General features: G+C 74.7%; 25 protein-coding genes. 18 read left to right on the forward strand and 7 right to left on the reverse strand.

Translation table 11 applies throughout. The features are described 5' to 3' along the window. The first annotated feature begins 11 nt into the window (after positions 1-11). The 4 genes from K1Y72_RS01500 to K1Y72_RS01515 all read left to right on the forward strand — a co-directional run bounded on the left by K1Y72_RS01500 (position 12) and on the right by K1Y72_RS01515 (position 3,445). On the forward strand, positions 12-557 hold the full coding sequence (locus tag K1Y72_RS01500; protein ID WP_220162440.1) for a cell division protein SepF: 546 nt from the start codon (positions 12-14) through the stop codon (positions 555-557). 22 nt (positions 558-579) lie between these two features. Beyond that, complete coding sequence (locus K1Y72_RS01505; RefSeq protein ID WP_220162442.1) at positions 580-864, forward strand: YggT family protein; 285 nt, start codon at positions 580-582, stop codon at positions 862-864. Positions 865-922: 58 nt separating this feature from the next. Beyond that, a complete protein-coding gene (locus K1Y72_RS01510; protein WP_220162444.1) occupies positions 923-1,843 on the forward strand; it encodes a DivIVA domain-containing protein in 921 nt (306 codons plus the stop codon). 150 nt (positions 1,844-1,993) lie between these two features. Then, entirely contained in the window at positions 1,994-3,445 is a 1,452-nt protein-coding gene (locus tag K1Y72_RS01515) for a hypothetical protein (RefSeq protein ID WP_220162445.1), read from the forward strand. A 38-nt stretch (positions 3,446-3,483) separates the two neighbouring features. Here K1Y72_RS01515 and K1Y72_RS01520 read toward each other — a convergent pair whose 3' ends face one another. Continuing rightward, complete coding sequence (locus K1Y72_RS01520; RefSeq protein ID WP_308286833.1) at positions 3,484-4,269, reverse strand: DUF1707 SHOCT-like domain-containing protein; 786 nt, start codon at positions 4,267-4,269, stop codon at positions 3,484-3,486. Between the two features lie 91 nt (positions 4,270-4,360). After that, positions 4,361-7,540 (reverse strand): isoleucine--tRNA ligase, encoded by a 3,180-nt coding sequence (gene ileS, locus K1Y72_RS01525; RefSeq protein ID WP_220162446.1) that lies wholly within the window; start codon positions 7,538-7,540, stop codon positions 4,361-4,363. Positions 7,541-8,383: 843 nt separating this feature from the next. Between ileS and K1Y72_RS35870 the strand changes: the two genes are divergently transcribed. The 4 genes from K1Y72_RS35870 (at position 8,384) to K1Y72_RS01545 (ending at position 11,974) form a co-directional block, all read left to right on the forward strand. Beyond that, complete coding sequence (locus K1Y72_RS35870; protein WP_258571816.1) at positions 8,384-8,764, forward strand: TraR/DksA family transcriptional regulator; 381 nt, start codon at positions 8,384-8,386, stop codon at positions 8,762-8,764. Between the two features lie 59 nt (positions 8,765-8,823). Then, positions 8,824-9,426, forward strand: a complete 603-nt coding sequence (lspA, locus tag K1Y72_RS01535) for a signal peptidase II (RefSeq protein ID WP_220162448.1) — start codon at positions 8,824-8,826, stop codon at positions 9,424-9,426. Further along, positions 9,426-10,355: an RluA family pseudouridine synthase gene (locus tag K1Y72_RS01540; RefSeq protein ID WP_220162449.1), complete on the forward strand. Its 930-nt coding sequence runs from the start codon at positions 9,426-9,428 to the stop codon at positions 10,353-10,355. Before lspA ends, K1Y72_RS01540 begins: the two co-directional genes overlap by 1 nt. An 86-nt stretch (positions 10,356-10,441) precedes the next feature. Beyond that, positions 10,442-11,974: an amino acid permease gene (locus tag K1Y72_RS01545; protein ID WP_220162450.1), complete on the forward strand. Its 1,533-nt coding sequence runs from the start codon at positions 10,442-10,444 to the stop codon at positions 11,972-11,974. On the opposite strand, the gene K1Y72_RS01550 is transcribed toward K1Y72_RS01545, so the two are convergent. Then, on the reverse strand, positions 11,922-12,290 hold the full coding sequence (locus K1Y72_RS01550) for a chorismate mutase (protein ID WP_220162451.1): 369 nt from the start codon (positions 12,288-12,290) through the stop codon (positions 11,922-11,924). The genes K1Y72_RS01545 and K1Y72_RS01550 overlap by 53 nt on opposite strands. A 55-nt stretch (positions 12,291-12,345) precedes the next feature. Next, entirely contained in the window at positions 12,346-12,786 is a 441-nt protein-coding gene (locus K1Y72_RS01555; protein WP_220162453.1) for a GNAT family N-acetyltransferase, read from the reverse strand. A 109-nt stretch (positions 12,787-12,895) separates the two neighbouring features. Here K1Y72_RS01555 and K1Y72_RS01560 point away from each other — a divergent pair, with 109 nt between their 5' ends. After that, positions 12,896-14,074, forward strand: coding sequence for an AI-2E family transporter (locus tag K1Y72_RS01560; protein ID WP_220162455.1), 1,179 nt, complete (start codon positions 12,896-12,898; stop codon positions 14,072-14,074). An 87-nt stretch (positions 14,075-14,161) separates the two neighbouring features. On the opposite strand, the gene K1Y72_RS01565 is transcribed toward K1Y72_RS01560, so the two are convergent. Continuing rightward, positions 14,162-14,884, reverse strand: coding sequence for a DUF6882 domain-containing protein (locus K1Y72_RS01565; protein ID WP_220162456.1), 723 nt, complete (start codon positions 14,882-14,884; stop codon positions 14,162-14,164). 154 nt (positions 14,885-15,038) lie between these two features. Here K1Y72_RS01565 and K1Y72_RS01570 point away from each other — a divergent pair, with 154 nt between their 5' ends. Further along, the gene (locus tag K1Y72_RS01570; protein ID WP_220162457.1) at positions 15,039-15,617 is read left to right on the forward strand and encodes a hypothetical protein; all 579 of its coding nucleotides are present in this window, start codon (positions 15,039-15,041) and stop codon (positions 15,615-15,617) included. Here K1Y72_RS01570 and ybaK read toward each other — a convergent pair. Beyond that, on the reverse strand, positions 15,501-15,998 hold the full coding sequence (gene ybaK / locus K1Y72_RS01575) for a Cys-tRNA(Pro) deacylase (protein ID WP_220162458.1): 498 nt from the start codon (positions 15,996-15,998) through the stop codon (positions 15,501-15,503). The genes K1Y72_RS01570 and ybaK overlap by 117 nt on opposite strands. Before the next feature lie 22 nt (positions 15,999-16,020). After that, a complete protein-coding gene (locus K1Y72_RS01580; protein ID WP_220162459.1) occupies positions 16,021-16,683 on the reverse strand; it encodes an LON peptidase substrate-binding domain-containing protein in 663 nt (220 codons plus the stop codon). Between the two features lie 259 nt (positions 16,684-16,942). On the opposite strand from K1Y72_RS01580, the gene K1Y72_RS01585 reads away from it, so the two are divergent. From K1Y72_RS01585 to hisF, 8 genes are all read left to right on the forward strand, one after another. Next, a complete protein-coding gene (locus K1Y72_RS01585; RefSeq protein ID WP_220162460.1) occupies positions 16,943-17,098 on the forward strand; it encodes a hypothetical protein in 156 nt (51 codons plus the stop codon). Positions 17,099-17,208: 110 nt separating this feature from the next. Beyond that, positions 17,209-18,516, forward strand: coding sequence for a histidinol dehydrogenase (gene hisD / locus K1Y72_RS01590; RefSeq protein WP_220162461.1), 1,308 nt, complete (start codon positions 17,209-17,211; stop codon positions 18,514-18,516). Beyond that, a complete protein-coding gene (locus tag K1Y72_RS01595; protein ID WP_220162462.1) occupies positions 18,513-19,604 on the forward strand; it encodes a histidinol-phosphate transaminase in 1,092 nt (363 codons plus the stop codon). The genes hisD and K1Y72_RS01595 overlap by 4 nt, the downstream gene beginning before the upstream one ends. Beyond that, positions 19,601-20,194 (forward strand): imidazoleglycerol-phosphate dehydratase HisB, encoded by a 594-nt coding sequence (hisB, locus tag K1Y72_RS01600; RefSeq protein WP_220162464.1) that lies wholly within the window; start codon positions 19,601-19,603, stop codon positions 20,192-20,194. The genes K1Y72_RS01595 and hisB overlap by 4 nt, the downstream gene beginning before the upstream one ends. Before the next feature lie 2 nt (positions 20,195-20,196). Next, on the forward strand, positions 20,197-20,367 hold the full coding sequence (locus K1Y72_RS01605; protein ID WP_220162466.1) for a CG2302 family histidine operon protein: 171 nt from the start codon (positions 20,197-20,199) through the stop codon (positions 20,365-20,367). Next, positions 20,364-21,008 (forward strand): imidazole glycerol phosphate synthase subunit HisH, encoded by a 645-nt coding sequence (hisH, locus tag K1Y72_RS01610; protein WP_308286834.1) that lies wholly within the window; start codon positions 20,364-20,366, stop codon positions 21,006-21,008. Before K1Y72_RS01605 ends, hisH begins: the two co-directional genes overlap by 4 nt. 34 nt (positions 21,009-21,042) lie before the next feature. Next, positions 21,043-21,771, forward strand: a complete 729-nt coding sequence (gene priA / locus K1Y72_RS01615; protein WP_220162469.1) for a bifunctional 1-(5-phosphoribosyl)-5-((5-phosphoribosylamino)methylideneamino)imidazole-4-carboxamide isomerase/phosphoribosylanthranilate isomerase PriA — start codon at positions 21,043-21,045, stop codon at positions 21,769-21,771. Continuing rightward, on the forward strand, positions 21,768-22,529 hold the full coding sequence (hisF, locus tag K1Y72_RS01620; RefSeq protein WP_220162471.1) for an imidazole glycerol phosphate synthase subunit HisF: 762 nt from the start codon (positions 21,768-21,770) through the stop codon (positions 22,527-22,529). The genes priA and hisF overlap by 4 nt, the downstream gene beginning before the upstream one ends. Positions 22,530-22,534 lie beyond the last annotated feature (5 nt).

The following is a 22,534-nucleotide window of genomic DNA, read 5'->3' on the forward strand; positions in this document are numbered from 1 at the left end:
CGGAGGGGCGTATGGCCAGCGCGATGCGCAAGATGGCGGTCTACCTCGGCCTTGTGGAGGACGACCGGTACGACGACAAGTACGGCAAGTACGACGACTACGAAGAGTACGAGGTCTACGACGACGAGGCCGACCCCGGGCAGGGGCGCCGCCGCGAGGACGAATCCGGCGGTCAGCCTACCCGAGTCGAGGAGGCCCCCGACCGCGACCGCGACCACCACGGGCCGGCCGCGCCGGAGCGGCGCTCGGTCGCGCTCTACGAGTCCGGTACCACCGATCTCGCGCGCATCACTACGCTGCACCCGAGGACCTACAACGAAGCCAGGACCATCGGGGAGCACTTCCGGGAGGGCACGCCCGTGATCATGAACCTGACCGAGATGGTCGACAGCGACGCCAAGCGCCTCGTCGACTTCGCGGCGGGTCTGGTGTTCGGGCTGCACGGCAGCATCGAGCGTGTTACCAACAAGGTGTTCCTGCTGTCGCCCGCCAACGTGGAGGTGACGGCCGAGGACAAGGCCCGGATGGCAGAACGTGGGTTCTTCAACCAAAGCTGACAGCCACATGTGAGAGAAGTCCGTGACGATCGTTGGTTCGGTGCTGGTCGCACTGCTGTACCTCTTCCTCCTGTTCCTCATCGGGAGGCTCCTGCTCGACATCCTGCAGTCGTTCGCCCGTGACTGGCGTCCGAGCGGCGTGGTGCTGGTGATCGCGGAGGCCGTCTACACGGTGACCGATCCGCCACTGAAACTCCTCAGACGTTTCATCCCGCCCATCAGGCTGGGTAACGTGGCATTGGACCTCAGCTTCGCATTCCTCATCCTTGTGGTCTGGATCATGATCAAATTCGTCCAGAGCCTGTGACGGATTTGATCGGCTACGGTCCTTTGGGACAGACTCCAAGCGCGCCAAGGAGACGAACATGCCGCTCACGCCCGCCGATGTGCGGAACAAGCAGTTCAGCACGACCCGGCTGAGGCCGGGCTACGACGAGGAGGAGGTGGACGCGTTCCTCGACGAGGTCGAGTCCGAGCTCGACCGCCTCATCCAGGAGAACGAGGAGCTGCGCGCCAAGCTGGCCGAGTGCCTGCGCGGCAAGGTGCCGGCGATGGCCGCCCCCATCGTGGAGCCGAAGCCCGAGATGGCCAAGATGCCCGAGCCGCCGCGCCCCGAGCCCGTCCCGCAGCCCGAGCCCGAGCCGGCCCTCGGCGGCCTCGGCATGGCGGCCGCGCCGTCCGGCGAGGACAACATGGACACCGCCGCGCGCGTTCTCGCGCTGGCGCAGCAGACCGCCGACCAGGCGATCGCCGACGCCCGCCGGGAGGCCGACGAGACGCTCGGCCGCGCCCGCCGCGAGGCCGAGGAGATCCTCGGCAAGGCCCGCCGGCAGTCCGACCAGATCGTCAGCGAGGCCCGCGGCCGCGCCGAGGCGCTGGACCGCGACGCCCAGGAGCGCCACCGCCAGGTCATGGGCTCGCTCGTGCAGCAGCGCGAGGAGCTGGAGCGCGAGGTCGACAACCTGCGCGCGTTCGAGCGCGAGTACCGCAGCCGCCTGAAGGTCTACCTGGAGGGCCAGCTGCGCGACCTCGACGCCGCGGGCACCGAGAGCGGCGCCTTCCCCGTCGCCCCCGGCGGCGGCGTCCCGGTCGGCCAGCCGACCGGCCCCCAGGCCGCGATCCCCCCGCACGTCGACACCCGCAACGGCGCGCAGGGCTCCGGGCAGACCGGCGCCAACCCCTTCCCGACGGCCCCCGAGCCCGCCCAGCACGCCCAGCAGGTGCAGCACTCGGCGACCGGCGCCTTCCACTCCGGCGGCGACAACCCGCCGCACGAGAGGCGCTAGGGGCGCCGCCGCAGGCGGTAGGGTTTCCCCGATCGCCGCGCCGTGGATGGCCCGCAGCGCCATCCCGGCGACGTTTCGGAACGTCGGCGGCGACCTCCCGGGCCGGGGACGACGGCCCGGGTTGCGTGCCTGTAGAGGGAGAGCGACCCAGTGATCATCCTGAGTGGCGTACTAGTCGTGCTGGCCATCGCCCTGCTGGTGGCGGGCATCGTGGCCGGGAACGGGGACAGCGCCCAGGTCTTCGGGGTGGACGCGCTGTACGTGATCTACATTTCGATCGCGGTCAGCGCGGTGTCCGCCCTCTGCCTGCTGATCGGGGTGTTCCTGCGCCGCAAGGAGCTGTGGGGGACCGGTGCGGCGACCCCGAAGCGCAGCCGCAAGGAGCGCAAGAAGGCCGCGAAGGCCGGCAAGGCCAAGGAGCGGAACGCCGCGGCCGTGAAGGCGGCGACGGCCCCCGCCGTCCCCGCGACGGCGCCGCTGGCCCTGCCCCCCGACGACGACGTCGAGATCCCCCAGCAGCAGCTGGAGGTGCCCGAGGACGCCCTGGTGTTCGTGGTCCGCGGGCGCAAGCGCTACCACCTCGACACCTGCCGCCAGCTCGCCGGCCGCGAGACCGAGGAGCTCACCTACGTCGAGGCGCGGGAAGAGGGCTTCAGCCCCTGCACCGCCTGCCTGCCCGACACCGCCCTGGCGGCGCGCGCCGCGGTGTCGGTGCCGGCGGCCCCGGCGGAGGAGCGCTCCAGCGGCGCCGCGAAGCCCGCCGCGTCCGGCGCGACGGCCGCGAACGGCGTGGCCAGGGACACGATCGGCGGCCCGGCCAGGGACAAGACCGAGGACACGGGCGAGCGCACGACCGAGGACAAGACCGAGGGCACGGCCAAGGGCGCGACCGGGGACGCGCCCGCGAGCGGCCGCACCGCGGCCCGCGACACCTCCGACCCGCTCGGCGGCGCCTTCCCGGCGCCCGAGCCCGCGCCGTCCCTCTCCCCGGAGCCGGTGCGGGATCCGCTCGCGGACCCCGAGCCCGCCGGTGACGCGCTGTCGGCGCTGAACCCGACCGAGGCGTTCTCCCGCCGCCACGGCCGCACCGACCTGCCGTCCGCGCCGCTCGACGAGCCCGCGCCCGAGCCGGCGCCCGCCGACGAGGCCGCCGAGGACCCGGGTTTCCCGGCGCCGTCCCCGTCCACGGCGACGTCGCTGCCGTCCGCCTGGCCGGCCCCCGGCCCGGCGGTCCCCGAGCGCACGCCCGCGCCCGAGCCCGCCCCGGTCGAGGACGAGGCCCCCGACGAGCTGGAGATCGTGCCGAGCGCCCCGCGCCCGCGCGAGTCCGGCGACGTCCCGCAGGACGAGCGCCCGGACGCCCCCGAGGACGACGCCGACGACGCCGCCGCCGAAGCCCGTGAGGAGCCCGCGGGCGACGCGGGCGACGACACGCAGGTCCGGATCATCAGCGGCACCAAGCGCTACCACCGCACCGACTGCGTGCTGATCGACGACATCGGCGACGAGGCCGACGACCTGGAGTCGCTGCCGCGCTCGGAGGCCAAGTCCCGCGGCTGCACGCCCTGCCTCGTCTGCCAGCCCGACCGGGCGTCCGTCTGACCCGGCGCCGCGGCCGGCGCCCGCCGGGCCGGCGCGCGTCAGTCGCGGCGCCGGCGCTCCTCGCGCCGGCGGTCGCGGAGCTCGCGGCGCTCGGCGTGCAGCTCGTGGCGGCGGTCGTGGCGCTCGCGGGCGATGTCCTGGCGGTTCTTGTCGCCGGGCTCGCGGACCCGCACCGAGACGCCGCCGAACAGCGCCAGCCCGGTGAGTTTGATCACGGGGGCGTCGGCGGCGACGTCCCCGCCGCCGGGGGCGTCCACGCCGCCGAACACCGCGGCGACGTTGTTGACGATCCGCACGCCGGGCGGGACGGTGATGTCGACGCCGCCGAAGATGCAGGTGACGTTGACGGTCACCTCGCGCTGCGACAGCACCGCCTGCCGGAAGTCCAGCTCGACGCCGCCGAAGACGCAGGCGACGTGGGTGCTCGGCTCGGCCAGCCAGCGGCCCTTGCGGGACGCCCCGCCGAAGATCGCCACGATGGTGGCGGACCGGCCGTCCGGCACCGGCAGCGCGGTGTCCTTGCGCAGCGAGATGCCGGGCGCGGGCGGCGTCGCGCCGTGCTCGTCGGGCAGGTCGGCGAGGACGGGTTCGAGGTCGGCGTAGGTGCGCGCCTGGTAGACGGCGTCGATGCGCTCGGCGTGCTCGCCCGGGGTGATGCGGCCCTCGGCGAGGGCCTCGCGGAGCCGCTCGGCGACCCGGTCGCGGTCGGCGTCGGAGGCGCGCAGCGCGGAGCGGCCGGTGGGGACGGCGACCTCGGCGGGCGCGGGGGCGGGGCCCGCCGGCGGCGTCGCGCCGGCGGCGGGGGAGTCTTCGGGTTCGGTCACCCGCCCATCATGGCAAACACGATGTGTCGCGTTGAACCCCTTCGGGCGGGTCGATGCCCGCCCGAAGGGGTCCGGCCGCGGCCGGCCGCGGTCAGCCCGCGCGGTCCAGCCAGAAGCCGAGGGCGAGGCCCTCGTCGAAGCGCCGCGGGAGGTCGGCGTCCGGGCGGCCCTCGCGGACCGCGACGGCGAGCACCTCGGCGCCGATCTCGGCCTCGTGGGCGCGGAGCGCGGCGGCGAGGTCGTCGCCGGCGGTCTCCCACCACAGCTCGATCCGGTCGGTGACCTCCAGGCCCGCGGCCTTGCGGGCGTCCTGGACGAGGCGGACGACCTCGCGGACGAGCCCGCCGCGGCGCAGCTCGGGCGTCAGCTCCAGGTCGAGCGCGACGGTCTCGCCGGCGGCGCTCTCCACCGCCCAGCCGCTGCGCGGCCGCTCGGTGACGATCACCTCGCCGGCGGCGAGCTCGACCGTCCCGACGCCCTCGGCCGCCACGGACGCCCCGGCGCCGCGCAGGGCGGCGACGAGCGCGGCGGCGTCGGCGGAGGTGACGGCCTTGGCGACCTTCGGGGTGTCCTTGCCGAACCGCTTGCCGAGCTCGCGGAAGTTCGGCTTGACCTCGTACTCGACCAGGTCGCCGCCGACCGACGCCAGCTCCTCGAAGCCCTGCACGTTCAGCTCGTCGGCGAGCTGGTCGCGCAGCTCGGCGGGCAGCGCGGCCCAGCCGGGCGCGCCGACCAGGGCGCGGCCGAGCGGCTGGCGGGTGCGCACCGAGCTCGCGGCGCGCGCCGACCGGCCGAGCTCGACCAGGCGCCGCACGAGCGCCATCCGCGCGGTCAGGTCGGCGTCCAGCAGCGCCTCGTCGACCTTCGGCCAGTCGGCGAGGTGCACCGACGCCGGCCCGTCCTCGGGGCGCAGGACGTCCCACAGGTGGTCGGTGACGAACGGCACCATCGGCGCCATCAGCCGGGTGAGGGTCTCCAGGCACTCGTACAGCGTCGCGAACGCCGACGCGCCCTCGGGCGTCTCGGGGCCCTGCCAGAACCGGCGGCGCGAGCGCCGCACGTACCAGTTGGACAGGTCGTCGACGAACTCGGTGAGGCGGCGGCCCGCGCGGGCGGTGTCGAACTCCTCCAGGGCGGAGGTGACCTCGGCGACGGTGCGGTGCAGCTCGGCGAGCGCCCAGCGGTCCAGCAGCGGCCGGTCGGCGGGCGCCGGCGCCTCGGCGAGCCGGTCCGGCGTCCAGGCGCCTCCTTGGGCCTCTGCCGCGTTCGCGTAGAGGACGAAGAACGAGGCGGTGTTCCAGTAGGTCAGCAGGACCTTGCGGACGATCTCTTCCAGGGCGTTGTGGCCGACGCGGCGCGACGCCCACGGCAGGCCGCTCGCCAGCATGTACCAGCGCAGCGCGTCGGCGCCGTGCTCGTCCATCAGCGGGATCGGGCGGAGCACGTTGCCGAGGTGCTTGCTCATCTTGCGGCCGTCCTCGGCGAGGATCAGGCCGAGGCAGAGCACGTTCTCGTAGGCCGAGCGGTCGAACACCAGCGTGCCGACGGCCATCAGCGAGTAGAACCAGCCGCGCGTCTGGTCCTGCGCCTCGCAGATGTACTGCGCCGGGTAGGACGCCTCGAACACGTCCTCGTTGCGGTGCGGGGCGCCCCACTGCGCGAACGGCATGGACCCCGAGTCGTACCAGGCGTCGATGACGTCGGGCACGCGCCGCGCCTCGCCGCCGCACTCCCGGCAGGGCAGCGTGACGTCGTCGACGTAGGGGCGGTGCGGGTCGAGCTTGGACAGGTCGCGCCCGGCGAGGTCGCCGAGCTCGGCGAGGGAGCCGACGCAGGTGAGGTGCTCGTCGTTCTCCGCGCACACCCACAGCGGCAGCGGCGTCCCCCAGTAGCGGCTGCGCGACAGCGACCAGTCGACGTTGTTGCGCAGCCACTCCCCGTACCGGCCCTCCTTGACGTTCTCGGGGAACCAGTTCGTCCGGGCGTTCTCCTCCAGCAGCCGCTGCTTGATCTCGGTGGTGCGGATGTACCAGGCCGGGAGCGCGTAGTAGAGCAGCGGGGTGTGGCAGCGCCAGCAGTGCGGGTAGCTGTGCTCGAAGTGGCCGCCCCGGTAGAGCAGGCCGCGGGCGCGCAGGTCGTCGGTCAGGTCCTCGTCGGCGTCCTTGAAGAACCGGTTGCCGACCATCGGGACGGTCCGCAGGAACCGCCCGTCGGGGCCGATCGGGTTGACGACGGGCAGCCCGTAGTTCTTGCAGACGCTCATGTCGTCGGCGCCGAAGGCGGGCGCCTGGTGGACGAGGCCGGTGCCGTCCTCGACGGTGACGTAGTCGCCGAGCACGACGAAGTGCGCGCCGGGGATCTCGACGAGGTCGAACGGCCGCGCGTAGGGGGTGCGCTCCAGCTCGCGGCCGGTGCAGGAGGCGAGCACCTCGGCGCCCTCGCCGAGGGCCTGCTCCAGCAGCGGCTCGGCGACGACGAGGACCTCCTCGGACCCGGCGGGCCGGGCCGCGACGTAGGTGACGTCGGGGTGGACGGCGACGGCGGTGTTGGACACGAGGGTCCACGGCGTCGTCGTCCAGATGAGCAGGGACGCGCCGAGCTCGGCGAGCGGCCCGGCGGTGACGGGCATCCGCACGTGCACCGACGGGCTGGTCACCGTCTCGTAGCCGCCGGGCTGGCCGAGCTCGTGGTCGGACAGGCCGGTGCCGCAGCGCGGGCAGTAGGGGGTGATGCGGAAGTCGCGGAACAGCAGGCCCTTGTCGAAGACGACCTTCAGCGACCACCAGACGGCCTCGACGTAGTCGGGGTCCATGGTGCGGTACGCCTGGGACATGTCGACCCAGTAGCCCATCCGCTCGGTCATGTCCTCGAAGGCGTCCACGTGCCGCTGCACCGACTCGCGGCAGCGGTCGTTGAACTCGGCGATGCCGTAGACCTCGATGTCCTTCTTGCCGGACAGCCCGAGCTCCTTCTCGACCGCGACCTCGACGGGCAGGCCGTGGCAGTCCCAGCCGGCCTTGCGGGGCACGTGGTAGCCCTGCATGGTCTTGAAGCGGGGGAAGACGTCCTTGAAGACGCGGGCCTCGACGTGGTGCACGCCGGGCATGCCGTTGGCGGTGGGCGGACCCTCGTAGAAGATCCAGCGCGGTCCCTGCGCGGTGCGCTCCAGGGACCGGGCGAAGACATCGTCCTCCTGCCAGCGGCGCAGCGTGTCCCGCTCCAGGGCGGGCAGATCGACCTGCGCGGGCAGGGGCCGGAACTGACGGGTCACGGCGGTCGGACCTCCGGATCGACGCGTGGGGACAACACGTGGACCGGAGGGACGAGGCGCCCGTGCGGGGCCCCGCGGTACCACCCTCCTTGACCGCGCCCCGTCGCCGGGGGCGGCCCGCTTCGTTCAGCCGCGGCTGCCGGTTCTACTGCGCCGGGACGCGGGGCGTCCGGGCGGTTCCTCCGGCGGCTCAGGGGTGATCGGGACCGCCGGGCTCGCCCCCGGGCTCGCACCGTCCCCGGGTCGCTCATGGCCGCTCGCGGCGGCAGGTGTCCCCGTCAGGGCCTGCCGACATGGCTGTGCTGCACGACTGTAACGCACCCGAGGGCAGAACCCATTCCCATTACCGGCCCTTGGCAACCCCGCGAAGTGACGGGGGTCACAAACACAGATTCCCGCCCGCGCCGGGTTTCTGCGAGACGGGTGACCGGGCATATGCGGCGTGTAGCAATGCCAGGGAGAGGCCGGCCGGGGGCCGGCAGCACGCCGTGCAGACGGGCCGTGCCGGAGCGAGGGGGGATCACGTTGGTCGCACTGCCCGTAGAGGAGATCGGCGAGGCGGAGGCCGTGGCGCGGCCGCGCACGGCCGGGCGCAAGCCTGCCGCCGAGCCCGCCGCCGAGGCGACCAAGGCCGCGCCGAAGGCCGCCAAGTCGGCCGCGAAGCCCGCCGCCAGGACCGCGTCGAAGGCCACCGCCAAGACCGCGGCCAAGCCCACGGCCACCGCCAAGACCACCGCCAAGACCGCCGCGAAAACCGCGGCCAAGCCGGCCGTCAAGGCCGCCGCGAAGCCGCCGCGGGCCCGCACCGCCCCCCGCGCCGCCGAGGCCGCGGCGGCCGGGACGCTGCCGGTCCGCGAGGGCGAGGACCGCTGGACCGACGCCGAGCTCGCCGAGGTCCGCTCCGCCCTCCAGGACCAGATCGCGCAGCTCACCGCCGAGGTGGCCGCCGCCGCCAGCCAGATCGCCGACAACGACGGCACCGACGGCGCGGGCGACGACCAGGCCGACGTCGGCGCCAACACCTACGCGCGCGAGCACGAGCTGTCGATGACCTACAATGCGCGTGACCTCATCGCACAGAACGAGCGGGCCGTCCAGCGGATGGACGCGGGCACGTACGGGATCTGCGAGTCGTGCGCCAAGCCGATCGGCAAGGCGCGCCTCCAGGCGTTCCCCCGTGCGACGATGTGCGTGACATGCAAACAACGCGAGGAACGTCGCTGAGCGACTCAACGAACCCAGGCAAGGACGCGGCCGGCTCGCCCCGGCCGCGTCGCGTCGGCGTGCTGGCGGCGGTCGCGGTCGCCGCGCTCGCCCTCGACGTCGTCTCCAAGATGATCGTGGTGGCCACGCTGCAGGGCGAGGACCCGATCGAGCTGCTCGGCGGCCTGCTGACGCTGCGCGAGACGCGCAACAGCGGCGCCGCCTTCTCGATCGGCACCGGCTACACGCTGATCTTCACCGTGATCGCGTTCGGCGTGGTGGTGGCGATCGTGCGCACCGCCCGCAACCTGCGCAGCCTCCCGTGGGCGGTCTGCCTCGGGCTGCTGCTCGGCGGCGCGATCGGCAACCTCATCGACCGGATCTTCCGCGGCCCGGCCCGCTTCCAGGGCCACGTCGTGGACTGGATCGAGCTGCCGCACTGGCCGGTGTTCAACCTGGCCGACTCGGCGATCGTGTGCGGCGGCGTCCTCGCCGTGCTGCTCGCCTCCCGCGGCCTGCAGATCGACGGCACCCGGCTGAGCGACGACAAGGACTCGGCGGTGGACGTCGAGGCCGAGGCGGAGGCCGGCGGCGACGCCGCGGCCCCCGCGCCCGCCGCGGCCGCCGAGGCCCCCGTGAAGGCCCCGGAGACGCAGGCCGACGTCCCCGAGGAGCGGTCCTGATGGCCGACGTCCGGTCGCTGCCGGTCCCCGACGGCCTGGAGGGCGAGCGCGCCGACGCGGCCCTGTCGCGGCTGTTCGGGCTGTCGCGCGGCCGCGCGGCCGACATCATCGCGGCCGGCGACGTCCTGCTGGACGGCCGGGAGGTCGCCAAGTCCGACCGGCTGCACGCCGGCGCCTGGCTGGAGGTCACCCTCCCGCCGCCGCCCGCGGCGCCCGCGCCGGTCCCCGAGGCCGTCCCCGGCATGGGCATCCTCTACGAGGACGACGACATCGTGGTGGTCGACAAGCCGGTCGGCGTCGCCGCCCACCCGACGACCGGCTGGACCGGCCCGACCGTCCTCGGCGGCCTGCTCGGCGCCGGGCACACCGTCGCGACGAGCGGCGCGTCCGAGCGGCAGGGCATCGTGCACCGGCTGGACGCCAACACCACCGGCGCGATGGTCGTCGCCAAGAGCGAGACCGCGTACTCGCGGCTGAAGCGCGCCTTCAAGGAGCGCCGCATCGAGAAGCGCTACCAGGCGCTCGTGCAGGGCCACCCCGACCCGTTCCGCGGCACCGTCGACGCCCCCATCGACCGGCACCCGGCGGGCGACGGCCGGTTCGCGGTGGTGGCGGGCGGCAAGCCGTCGGTCACCCACTACGACACCGTCGAGGCGTTCCGCGCCGCGACGCTGCTGGACGTCGACCTGGAGACCGGCCGCACCCATCAGATCCGCGTCCACATGTCGGCGATCCGCCACCCCATCGCCGGCGACATGGCCTACGGCGCCGACCCGACGCTCGCCGCCCGCCTCGGCCTGAAGCGCCAGTGGCTGCACGCCGTCCGGCTCGGGTTCGAGCACCCGGGGACGGGGGAGTGGGTGCGGTTCGAGAGCGCCTACCCCGACGACCTGGCCCGCGCCCTGGAGATCGTGGCCGCCGAGTCCTGACCCCGGCTTGAACGTCGCCGCCGGGCGCCGCCCACCCGACGTGATCGAATGGCTGCCACAGGTAGCCGGACGGCACGGGGGTGGGCATGGACGAGGCCGAGCGGCCGGAGCGGAGGGCGGCGCGGGACGCCGCCCGCGACGCGGCCGGCGTGGCGCGCGCCGAGGCGCTGGCGGCGCTCGACGCGGCCCGCGCCTCGCGCGCCGGGCTCGGCGGGGCGCCCGACTCCGGCGCCGGCGAGGACGAGGGCTACCGCCAGTCGCTGAAACCCCGCCACATCCAGATGATCGCGATGGGCGGCGCGATCGGCGTCGGCCTGTTCCTCGGCACCTCCCAGCGGCTCGCCCAGACCGGTCCCGGCCTCGTGCTGGCCTACCTGGCGGCGGGCGTCGCGGCGCTGTTCGTCATGCGGGCGCTCGGCGAGCTGGTGCTGTACAAGCCGACGGCGGGCAGCTTCGTCACCTACGCGCGCGACTTCGTCGGCGAGTGGGCGGGCTTCGCCAGCGGCTGGATGTACTGGCTGAACTGGGCGATGACCGGCGTCGCGGAGATCACCGCGATCGGCATCTACGTGCACTACTGGGCGCCGGGCTTCCCGCAGTGGCTGTCGGCGCTCCTCGCGCTCGCGGTGCTGCTCACCGTCAACCTGGTGTCGGTGCGGCTGTTCGGCGAGCTGGAGTTCTGGTTCGCGCTCGTCAAGGTCGTCGCGATCGTGGCGTTCCTGGTCGTCGGGATCGTGCTCGTCACCACCCACGCCGAGGTCGGCGGCCACCGCGCCGAGTTCGCCAACCTGGTCGACTACGGCGGGTTCTTCCCCCAGGGCTGGTGGGCGGTCCTGCTCAGCCTGCAGGGCGTGATCTTCGCCTACGCCGCGATCGAGATGGTCGGCATCTCGGCGGGCGAGGCCGAGAACCCCCGCGAGGTGCTGCCCGGCGCGATCAACGGCGTCGTCTGGCGCATCGCGCTGTTCTACGTCGGCGCGGTGTTCCTGCTCGTGGTGGTGCTGCCGTGGACGGTCTACACCCCCGACGAGAGCCCGTTCGTGACGGTGTTCGCCGCGCTCGGGGTGCCCGCCGTCGGCGGCGTCATGAACCTGGTGGTGCTGACGGCGGCGCTGTCGTCGACCAACTCGGGCCTGTACTCGACGGGGCGCATCCTGCGGTCGCTGTCGCAGCGCCGCGAGGCGCCGGCGTTCGTCGGCCGGATGAGCTCGCACCACGTGCCCTACGGCGGCATCCTGTTCACCTCGGTCGTGTACGTCGCGGGCGTCGTGCTGAACGTGTTCGTGCCGCACAAGGCGTTCGAGATCGCCACCTCGATCGCCTCGCTCGGCGTCCTCACCACCTGGGCGACGCTGCTGTACGCCCAGGTCCGGTTCCGGCGGGCGGCCGAGCGCGGCGAGGTCGAGCGGCCGTCCTACCGGATGCCGGGCTCGCCCTACACCAACTACGCGACGCTGGCGTTCCTCGTGCTCGTCGTCGTGCTGATGGGCTTCGACGCCGACCAGCGGTGGGCGGTGTACGCCGTCCCGGTGCTCGCCGCCGCGCTCTGGGGCGGCTGGCGGTACGTCAGGCCCCGGCGGACCGCCGCTCCTCGGCGACCTCAAGACCCGCCTCGATGACGGCGTCCATCACCCGGGCGAGGCGCGCGGCGCCGAGCGCGGGCGCGCGGGCGGCCATCGCGGCCACGATCTGCGCCTCCCGCTCGGCGCTCCGCCCGGCGAACCCGCCGACCGGCTTCAGCCGCTGCACGACGACGGCGATCTCGGCGCGGCGCTCCAGCAGCACGGCGAGCGCCGCGTCGATCGCGTCGATCGCGGCGCGCGCGTCCCCGACCGACGCCAGCGCGCCGGGGCGGGCGAGTAGCACCCGCAGCACGTCGGCGTCGGCCGGCTCGTCCGGAGCCGGCCGCGGATAGCCGAAAGAGCGACGTCCCATGCGTGCGACCCTATCCGGGCCCGCGCCGCCGCCGCTGATCCTCGGGACGCGCGTCTCACGATGCGGGACGCCGGAGGTCCTTGCGCATCCAGATGTGCGGGATGCCCGCCTCGTCCTCGACCGGGCCGAACGCGGCGTACCCGAGCCGCTCGTAGAAGCCCCGCGCCGACGTCTGGGCGTGCAGCCGGAGCGCCGGCAGCCCGCGCGCGCGGGCCCGGTCCTCGACCGCCCGCACCAGCGCCGCGCCGAGCCCCGTCCCGCGCGCCTCGGGCAGCACCGCGAGCCGGCCGAGGACGCCCTCGCCGTCCGCGAGCAGCCGGGCGGTCCCGACGGTGCGGCCGGCCGCGCGGGCGACGAAGTGGTCGGCGGCCGCGTCGTGCTCGTCCAGCTCCAGGTCCAGCGGGACGCCCTGCTCCTCGACGAAGACGCGCAGCCGGACGGCCCGCGCCTGCTCCAGGTCCGCCGCGGTGGCGGCGGACGCGACCTCGGTGTCCATGCCCCGGTCCTACCACGGGCCCGGGGCGGCGGTTGACCGCGGGCCCCGGCCCGCGCATAGTTCGCGGTGGCCGGGTAGGGACGCGCTACCTCGAACGACGGGTGGGCCGATGGTGGTGGACCTGCGCAAGCACGGTGCGAGCGCGGACGGCGCGCGCGAGGACGGCGGCCGCGAGGGCGGCGGCCGCGAGCCCGCCGTCCCGCCGCTGCTCGCGGTCACCGCGGCGTGGTCGTGGCGGCTGATCGCGATCGGCGTCGTCGGCTACTTCCTCGTCCAGCTCATGGCGACGCTCAGCGTCGTCGTGCTGTCGTGCGCGATCGCGCTGTTCCTCTGCGCGCTGCTCCGCCCGCTCACCGCCCGGCTGGAGCGGCACGGGCTGCCGCCGCTCGCGGCGACCTGGGTCACGCTGCTGTTCGCGCTCACCGTCCTCGGCGGCATCGGCACCTACGTCGGCGTGCAGGCCAACGCCGAGTTCCCCAAGCTCGCCTCGGAGGTGCAGGTCACCGCGCGCGAGATGCAGCACTGGCTGGAGACCGGGCCGCTGCACATCGAGCACTCGCAGATCGAGAACTCGCTGAACGAGGCCGTGAAGTACCTGGAGGACCGGCGCGGCAAGCTCGCCAGCACCGCCCTGCAGGCGGGCACCCTCACCGCCGAGGTGCTGGCCGCCGCGGTGTTCGTCCTGTTCGTCACGTTCTTCCTGCTGAAGGACGGGGCCCGCATCTGGGCCTGGACGATCGGCGGCACCGGCCGCCACCGCGCCCGCGTCGACCGCGCCGGGCGCGCCGCCTGGGAGACGCTCTCGCAGTACGTGCACGGCACGGTGCTGGTCGCGGCGATCCACGCCGTGGTGCTGGCGATCGTGCTGGCGGTCCTCGGCGTCCCGCTGGTCGCCCCGCTGGCCGTGGTGATCTTCATCGGGAGCTTCATCCCGATCGTCGGCATCCTGGTCGGCGGCGCGCTCGCCGTCGCGGTCACCTTCGGCGCGCAGGGCGGGACGGCGGCGCTGATCTTCCTCGGCGTGCTGATCGTGGAGCACCAGCTGGAGAGCCACCTGCTGCAGCCCCTGGTCGTCGGCCGCTGGGTCCGCCTGCACCCGCTGGCGATCATCATCGCGATCACCGTCGGCGGCGTCCTCGGCGGCATCCCGGGCGCGGCGGGCGCCGTCCCCCTCGTCGCCGTCGTCTACCGGGCCTGGCCCGCCCTGCGCGGCACCGACCGGGACACCCCGGCCGAGGACCCGGCCGCGCCCCCGCCCGACCGCGACCACCCGGTCACCGAAAGTTGAGATGCGGCGTGTCGGGCACTTTCAAGATCGAAAGTGCCCGACACGCCGCATCTCGACGAGGGATGACCGGGTGGTCGGCTCGCCCGGTCAGGGACGGGCCGGGACGGGGGCGCCCGGGCCGGGGCTGCGCAGGGCGGCGTCCCAGCCGGCGAAGCGGCCGAGGCCGTCGAAGTCGGCGCGGACGGTGCCGCCGTCCCGCGGCGCCGCCTCGATGTACCCGTCGCCCTCGCGGTAGGGGACGCGGTGGTGGCTGAGCAGCCCGGCGAGGGTGAGGCGCGGGTCGCGGGGGAACAGGCCGGCGGCCGCGGCGAGCAGCCGGGGCACCGGGACGGGATCCCAGCGGGCGGGCGGCGCCTGCGGGTCGTCGACGTGCAGGTAGGCCGAGCCGCCGTCGTAGCCGGCGCCGATGTAGCCGCCCCCGCCGAGGACGCCGCCGGCCGCCATCGCGATCAGCTCGCCGCCGTGGCCCGCCGGGCCGGCGTACCAGCCGAGGTCGACCTCGGGGGTGACGAACTCGGTGACGCCGAGGCGCTCGCCGAGGGTCCGGATGCCGAGCGTCGGCAGGACGGCGGGGTGCCGCTCGCCGAACTGCGGGTTGGCCCAGCCCCACAGCCACGTCCGCTCGCGCGCCGCGTAGCTGCCGAGCAGCGACACCCGCACCGTGACGCCGCCGCTGGCGTAGGTGCGCGCGGTGAGGTCGGCGCTCCAGTCCTCGCGCGGCAGGAACTCGGCCAGAGTCTCCTGCTGCTGGAGGACGACCGCGGCGAGCGCGGCGCCGAGGCGTTCGAACGCGGGGCTGAATCCGGACATGTCGGGCACATTATCCCAAGAAATCGGCGGGTCGGGGGCCGAATCCGACCACCCGTCGGTAGTCGATCGATGGAGCCGGGCAGGTTAGGCTTCCGCTGTCGGTGAAGGACGTCCACTAGGAGCGTACGAGGTGCGGGGACCGGCCGGGAGGGCCTTGCGGACCTGGGCGGTCGCCACGGCGGCGCTCGCGGTGCTCGGACCGCTCGCCGGGCTGCTCTGGCACCAGGTCAGCCCGCACGTCCACTACGTCGTCCTGCAGCACCGCGCGCTGCTCGCCGATCCCGAGGGACAGGGCCCGATCGGGGTGGACGGCCGCTTCGCGCTCATCACCGCCCTCGCCGGGCTCGCCTGCGGCGGCGCCGCCTACCTGTTCGGCGGCCGCGGCAACGACGTCCCGCTCGTCGCGGGCCTCGCCACCGGCGGCACCGCCGCCGCGCTGCTCGCCTGGCGCACCGGCCACCAGATCGGCCTCGGCGCCTTCCAACACGCGGTCCGCACCGCCGCCGACGGCCGCACCGTCACCGGCCCGGCCACGCTCGGCGCCACCGGCGTGCTGGTGTTCTGGCCGCTGCTCGCCGTCGCCGCCTACGCGCTGCTGGAGCTGCTGGTCAAGCGGCTACCGGCGGGCGATGGGCGCCTCGGCCGCGGCGGTGAGGCGGGCGAGGTCGGCGGGGGCGAGCTCGATCTGGAGGCCGCGCCGTCCGGCGGAGACGTAGACCGTCGCGAACCCTGACGCCGAGGCGTCCAGCACCGTTGGCAGCCGGCGGCGCTGCCCGAGCGGGCTGATCCCGCCGACGACGTAGCCGGTGGCGCGCTCGGCGTCGGCCGGCTCGGCCATCTGCGCCCGCTTGCCGCCCGCCGCGGCGGCGAGCGCCTTCAGGTCCAGCGTCGCCGACACCGGCACGACCGCGACGGTGAGGTTCCCGTCGACCTCGGCGAGCAGCGTCTTGAACAGCCGCTCGTGGGGGACGCCGAGCGCGTCGGCGGCGGCCCGCCCGTAGGACTCGGCGGCCGGGTCGGCCTCGTAGGGGTGCAGGGTGAAGGCGACGCCCGCCTTCGCGGCGGCGAGCGTCGCCGGGGTGCCCTTGCCGCCCTTGCCCTTGCCTGAGCTCATGGGGGCCAGTCTGCCGTGCCGGTCAGTTCGGCGTGACGCCGCCGTCCAGGAACTGCCCGGCGGGCACGGTCGGCAGCACCGACAGCAGCCGCGCCTCGCGGTGCAGCAGGGCGAGCTCGGCGCGGAGGCGCCGGCCGGCGTCCTCGGCGGCGAGCAGGCGCTGCTTGTCGGGCGGGTCGAGGACGGCGGCCGCCGCGATCGTGTACGACAGCGCGACCGGGTCGGCGGGCAGCGGCGGCGGCTCGGCGAGCCGGGCGCCGGCGGCGGCGAGGCGCTTCAGGTAGCGCGCGAACAGGGCGCGGACGGCCTCGGCGAGCGGCTCGGCGGCCGGGCCGGGCCGCTCGGGCAGCAGCTCCACGTCGCCGCGCAGGTAGGGCAGGGAGCGGTCGAACCGCTTCACCCGGAACCGGGCGCCGCCGACCGCGACGAGGTCGAACCGGCCGTCGGGGTGCGGGGAGATGCGGCGCACCTCGGCGACGCACCCGACCTCGGCGAGCCGCTGCGCGGACCCCGGGCCGACCTCGTGGCCGAGCTCGATGCCGACCACCCCGAAGCGGCGGGGCTCGGGCCGCGCCAGCAGGTCGCGGGCGAGCAGCCGGTAGCGCTCCTCGAACAGGTGCAGCGGCAGCGTCGCGCCCGGGAACAGCACCGTGCCGAGGGGGAAGAGCGCGAGCCGCTCGGTCATCGGGGGCCCCTCACCTGGTCTCGATGATCGTGCACTGCCTGGTTCCGCCATTCTAGTGCCCGATGGGGCGAGTCGTGAGAATCTCACCCCGCCCGTTCGGGGCAGGGCGGATCCCACCCGGGCCATGTCGTGCCTGGTCACCCTGGGTCAGTCCGGTGCCGGTCCGGCGGGTCCGGCGGACGCGGCGGCGCCCGCGGCGCTACGTTCGAACGATCCCCAGGGGGTGCGCCCCCTGGACAGACCCTGGAGAACCGTCCGGATGTGGCTCAATCTGATCATTCTCGGCGCGGCCAGCCTGGTCGTCGGCTTCGTGCTCGGCTGGATCGTCGCGTGCCCGCGCCGCTGGGACACCCGCTACCTCGACGAGCCGGCGGGCGACCTGCCGCCGATGCCGCGCGTCGCCGACCGCGTCTGACCGCGTCCGACCGCGCGGCCCCGCCGCCCGGCCCCGGGCGGCGCGGCGCGCGGACGTCTCGCGAGGTGAGACGATGCGCGCCCGGCGGCGGCACTCCGTAGACTGGCCGGGTGATTTCCCGTATCGACCTGCGCGGCTCGCTCCCGGGCGACCTGCGCGCAACGCTGCCCCGCGCCGACTTCGACGTCGAGGCCGCCCTGGAGAAGGTGCGGCCCATCTGCGAGGACGTGCGCCATCGGGGCTCGGCGGCGGTACGGGAGCACACCGAGCGGTTCGACGGCGTCGACCTGGAGTCCGCCCGCGTCCCCGCGGAGGCGGTCGCGGAGGCGCTCGCCGCGCTCGACCCGGCCGTCCGCGACGCGCTGGAGGAGGCGATCCGCCGCGCCCGCCTGGTCCACCGCGACCAGCGCCGCACCGACACCACCACGCGGGTCGTGCCCGGCGGCACCGTCACCGAGCGGTGGGTGCCGGTCGGCCGCGTCGGCCTGTACGTGCCGGGCGGCAACGCCGTCTACCCCTCCAGCGTGGTCATGAACGTGGTGCCCGCGCAGGAGGCCGGCGTCGGCTCGCTCGCGGTGACCTCGCCCCCGCAGAAGGAGTTCGGCGGCCGCCCCCACCCGGCGATCCTCGCCGCGTGCGCGCTGCTCGGCGTCGACGAGGTGTACGCCGCCGGCGGCGCCCAGGCGGTCGCGATGTTCGCCTACGGCACCGCCGAGTGCCCGCGCGCCGACCTGGTCACCGGCCCCGGCAACATCTACGTCGCCGCCGCCAAGCGGCTGCTGAAGGGCGTCATCGGCATCGACTCCGAGGCCGGCCCGACCGAGATCGCGATCCTCGCCGACGCGACCGCCGACCCCGTGCACGTCGCCGCCGACCTCATCAGCCAGGCCGAGCACGACGTCCTCGCCGCCGCCGTCCTCGTCACCGATTCGGCGGACCTCGCGGACGCCGTCGAGGCCGAGCTGCGCGCCCAGGTCGCCCGCACCAAGCACACCGAGCGCGTCACCGCCGCGCTCGCCGGCCGCCAGTCCGGCATCGTGCTGGTCGACGACGTGGACGCCGGCCTCGCGGTCGTGGACGCCTACGCCGCCGAGCACCTGGAGGTCCAGACCGCCGACGCCGGGGCCGTCGCGGCCCGCGTCCGCAACGCCGGCGCGATCTTCGTCGGGCCGCACGCGCCGGTCTCGCTCGGCGACTACCTGGCGGGCTCCAACCACGTGCTGCCGACCGGCGGCTGCGCCTGCCACTCCTCGGGCCTGTCGGTCCAGTCGTTCCTGCGCGGCATCCACGTCGTCGCCTACGACCGCAATGCCCTGGCCAACGCCACCGCCCGCGTCGTCACCCTCGCCGAGGCCGAGGACCTCCCCGCCCACGGCGCCGCCCTGAAGGCCCGCTTCGACTGGGAGATCCCCTCGTGACGACCCTCGACGAGTTGCCCATCAGGGACGACCTGCGGGGCAAGAGGCCTTACGGTGCGCCGCAGTTGGACGTGCCGTACGCGCTGAACACCAACGAGAACCCCTACCCGCCGTCCGAGGCGCTGGTGAAGGCGATCGGGGAGGCCGCCGCGGGCGTCGCGGGGTCGCTGAACCGCTACCCCGACCGCGACGCGGTCGCGCTGCGCGCCGACCTCGCGGCGTTCCTCGACTCCGATACTCCGGGCCTCGGCCTGGACGTCGACCGGGTGTGGGCGGCGAACGGCTCCAACGAGGTCCTCCAGCAGATCCTCCAGGCGTTCGGCGGGCCGGGCCGCACCGCGCTCGGCTTCGAGCCGTCCTACTCGATGCACCCGATCATCACCGGGGTGTCGGGGACGCGCTGGGTGAACGCCGCCCGCGACGACGACTTCGGCGTCGACCCGGGCGCGGCCGCCGCCGCGATCGCCGAGCACCGGCCCGACGTCGTGTTCCTCACCTCGCCCAACAACCCGACGGGCACCGCCCTGGACCCCGCCGTGCTCGCCGCCGTCCTGGACGCCGCGCCCGGCATGGTCGTGGTGGACGAGGCGTACGCCGAGTTCCGCCGGGCCGGCACGCCGTCGGCGCTGACGCTGCTGGACGGGCACCCGCGCCTCATCGTCACCCGCACGATGTCCAAGGCGTTCGCGATGGCCGGCACCCGCCTCGGCTACCTCGCCGCCGACCCGGCGGTGATCGAGGCGCTGCTGCTCGTGCGGCTGCCCTACCACCTGTCGGCCGTCACCCAGGCGGTGGCGCGCACCGCCCTCGCGCACGGCGCCGAGCTGCTCGGCACCGTCGACGCGCTGCGCCGCGAGCGCGACGGGCTCGTCGCCTGGCTGCGCGGCGAGGGCCTGGACGTCGCGGACTCCGACGCCAACTTCGTGCTGTTCGGGCGGTTCCCCGACCGGCGCCGCGTCTGGCAGGGCCTGCTGGACCGCGGCGTGCTGATCCGCGAGGTCGGGCCGCCCGCATGGTTGCGGGTGAGCGTCGGCACCCCCGAAGAGATGAACGCGTTCCGCACCGCGCTGAAGGAGACCCTGTCGTGAGCCGGAAAGGGCGCGTCGAGCGCGCCACCAAGGAGACCAGCGTCCTCGTCGAGATCGACCTCGACGGCACCGGGACCGTGGACGTCGCGACCGGCGTCGGGTTCTACGACCACATGCTGGCCCAGCTCGGCAAGCACGGCGCGTTCGACCTGACCGTCAAGACCGACGGCGACCTGCACATCGACAGCCACCACACGATCGAGGACACCGCGATCGCGCTCGGCCAGGCGTTCCGGCGGGCGCTCGGCGACAAGGCCGGCATCCGCCGCTTCGCCGACGCCTCGATCCCGCTGGACGAGGCGCTCGCGCAGGTCACCGTGGACGTGTCGGGCCGCCCCTACCTGGTGCACCGCGAGCCCGACGGCATGGCCCCGATGATCGGCCCGGACTACGACGTGACGATGACCCGGCACATCTTCGAGTCGTTCGTCGCCAACGCCCAGGTCGCACTGCACGTCCACGTGCCCTACGGCCGCAACGCCCACCACATCGTCGAGGCGCAGTTCAAGGCGCTGGCGCGGGCGCTGCGCGACGCGGTCGCCTTCGACCCGAAGGTCCACGGCATCCCCTCCACCAAGGGGGCCCTGTAGCCGTGGACGTGGCGGGTCTGCACCTGACCTACGCCGGCATCGCGCTGTTCGGCCTCGGCCTGTTCCTGCTCGCGGGCGTCTTCAGCCTGCTGCGGCAGGGCCTGAAGGCGGGGGCGGTCATCGTGCTGGTACTGGCGGCGCTCGCCTTCGCCGGAGGAGTGATGTGGCAGTGAGCACCAAGGACATCGTCGTGCTGGACTACGGGTCGGGGAACCTGCGCTCGGTCGAGCGGGCCGTGGCCCGCCAGGGCGCGCGGGTCACCGTGACCTCCGACTGGGACGCCGCGCTGGGCGCCGACGGCCTGGTCGTGCCGGGCGTCGGCGCGTTCGCGGCCTGCATGGCGGGGCTGCGCGCCATCCGCGGCGAGCAGATCATCGGCCGCCGGCTCGCCGGGGGCCGCCCGGTCATCGGGGTCTGCGTCGGCATGCAGATCCTGTTCGCCAAGGGCGTCGAGCACGGCGTCACCACCGAGGGCTGCGACGAGTGGCCGGGCACCGTGGAGTCCCTCGACGCGCCCGTCCTGCCGCACATGGGGTGGAACACCGTGGACGCCCCGCGGGGCAGCGCCCTGTTCGCGGGCCTGGACGCCGGCGCCCGCTTCTACTTCGTGCACTCCTACGGGGTGCGGCGCTGGGAGCTGGAGCCCGACCCGGCCGGCCACTTCGCGCCGCCGCTCGTCACCTGGGCCGAGCACGGCGACCGGTTCGTCGCGGCCGTGGAGAACGGCCCGCTGACCGCGACCCAGTTCCATCCCGAGAAGTCCGGCGACGCCGGCGCCCAGCTGTGGAAGAACTGGCTGTCCACCCTCTCCTAGCCGCCCGACTCCGAGAAACGAGGACCACGACCCCATGACGCTCACGCTCCTTCCCGCCGTCGACGTCGCCGACGGCCAGGCCGTCCGCCTGGTGCAGGGCGAGGCGGGCACCGAGACCGGCTACGGCGCGCCGCTGGAGGCGGCCCTCGCCTGGCAGTCGGCGGGGGCCGAGTGGATCCACCTGGTCGACCTGGACGCGGCGTTCGGCCGCGGCTCCAACCGCGAGCTGCTGCGCGAGGTGACCGGCCGCCTCGACGTGAAGGTGGAGCTGTCCGGCGGCATCCGCGACGACGCGTCCCTGGAGGCGGCGCTCGCGACCGGCTGCGCCCGCGTCAACATCGGCACCGCGGCGCTGGAGGACCCGGCCTGGTGCCGCAAGATCATCGCCGAGTACGGGGACCGGATCGCCGTCGGCCTGGACGTGCGCGGCACCACCCTCGCCGCCCGCGGCTGGACCGAGGAGGGCGGCGACCTGTGGGAGGTGCTGGACCGGCTGGAGGCCGACGGCTGCCCCCGCTACGTCGTCACCGACGTCACCAAGGACGGCACGCTGCGCGGCCCGAACACCGACCTGCTGAAGCAGGTGTGCGCCCGCACCGACAAGCCCGTCATCGCCTCGGGCGGGGTGTCGTCGCTGCGGGACCTGCGCGACCTCGCCGCCCTCACCGGCGACGGCGTGGAGGGCGCGATCGTCGGCAAGGCCCTGTACGCGCAGGCGTTCACCCTGGAAGAGGCGCTCGCCGCCGTGCGGGCGGCGTCGTGACGGTCGCGGTCCGCGTCATCCCCTGCCTGGACGTCGACGCCGGGCGGGTCGTCAAGGGCGTCAACTTCGCGAACCTGCGCGACGCCGGCGACCCCGTCGAGCTGGCCCGCCGCTACGACGCCGAGGGCGCCGACGAGCTGACGTTCCTGGACATCACCGCCTCCTCCGGCGACCGGTCCACCACCTACGAAGTGGTGCGCCGCACCGCCGAGCAGGTGTTCATCCCGCTGACCGTCGGCGGCGGCGTCCGCACCGTGCAGGACGTCGACCGGCTGCTGCGGGCCGGCGCCGACAAGGTGTCGATCAACACCGCGGCGATCGCCCGCCCGGAGTTCCTGCGCGAGGCCGCGCACCGCTACGGGTCGCAGTGCGTGGTGCTGTCGGTCGACGCGCGGCGCGCGCCGGGCACCGCGTCCGGCTACGAGGTCACCACGCACGGCGGCCGCAAGGGCACCGGCATCGACGCGGTCGCGTGGGCGGCGCGCGGGCAGGAGCTCGGCGCCGGCGAGATCCTGCTGAACTCCATGGACGCCGACGGCACCAAGAACGGCTTCGACCTGGAGATGCTGCGGCAGGTCCGCGCGGCGGTGACCGTCCCGGTGATCGCCTCGGGCGGGGCGGGCGCCGTCGGCGACTTCGCGCCCGCCGTCGCGACGGGCGCGGACGCGGTGCTCGCCGCCAGCGTGTTCCACTTCGGCGAGGTGCAGATCGGCGAGGTCAAGGACGCCCTGCGCGCGGCGGGCAACGTCGTCCGGTGACGCGC

Source organism: Actinomadura parmotrematis (genome assembly GCF_019458805.1).
GTDB classification, from domain to species: Bacteria; Actinomycetota; Actinomycetes; order Streptosporangiales; family Streptosporangiaceae; genus Spirillospora; species Spirillospora parmotrematis.

Coding starts and splice junctions, on each gene's coding strand:
- K1Y72_RS01545 (WP_220162450.1), top strand. CDS start 10,442: ATGGACGAGGCCGAGCGGCCGGAGCGGAGGGCGGCGCGGGACGCCGCC.
- K1Y72_RS01560 (WP_220162455.1), top strand. CDS start 12,896: ATGGTGGTGGACCTGCGCAAGCACGGTGCGAGCGCGGACGGCGCGCGC.
- K1Y72_RS01580 (WP_220162459.1), bottom strand. CDS start 16,683: ATGACCGAGCGGCTCGCGCTCTTCCCCCTCGGCACGGTGCTGTTCCCG.
- K1Y72_RS01510 (WP_220162444.1), top strand. CDS start 923: ATGCCGCTCACGCCCGCCGATGTGCGGAACAAGCAGTTCAGCACGACC.
- K1Y72_RS01540 (WP_220162449.1), top strand. CDS start 9,426: ATGGCCGACGTCCGGTCGCTGCCGGTCCCCGACGGCCTGGAGGGCGAG.
- K1Y72_RS01565 (WP_220162456.1), bottom strand. CDS start 14,884: ATGTCCGGATTCAGCCCCGCGTTCGAACGCCTCGGCGCCGCGCTCGCC.
- ybaK (WP_220162458.1), bottom strand. CDS start 15,998: ATGAGCTCAGGCAAGGGCAAGGGCGGCAAGGGCACCCCGGCGACGCTC.
- priA (WP_220162469.1), top strand. CDS start 21,043: ATGACGCTCACGCTCCTTCCCGCCGTCGACGTCGCCGACGGCCAGGCC.
- K1Y72_RS01585 (WP_220162460.1), top strand. CDS start 16,943: ATGTGGCTCAATCTGATCATTCTCGGCGCGGCCAGCCTGGTCGTCGGC.
- K1Y72_RS01550 (WP_220162451.1), bottom strand. CDS start 12,290: ATGGGACGTCGCTCTTTCGGCTATCCGCGGCCGGCTCCGGACGAGCCG.
- K1Y72_RS01500 (WP_220162440.1), top strand. CDS start 12: ATGGCCAGCGCGATGCGCAAGATGGCGGTCTACCTCGGCCTTGTGGAG.
- K1Y72_RS01555 (WP_220162453.1), bottom strand. CDS start 12,786: ATGGACACCGAGGTCGCGTCCGCCGCCACCGCGGCGGACCTGGAGCAG.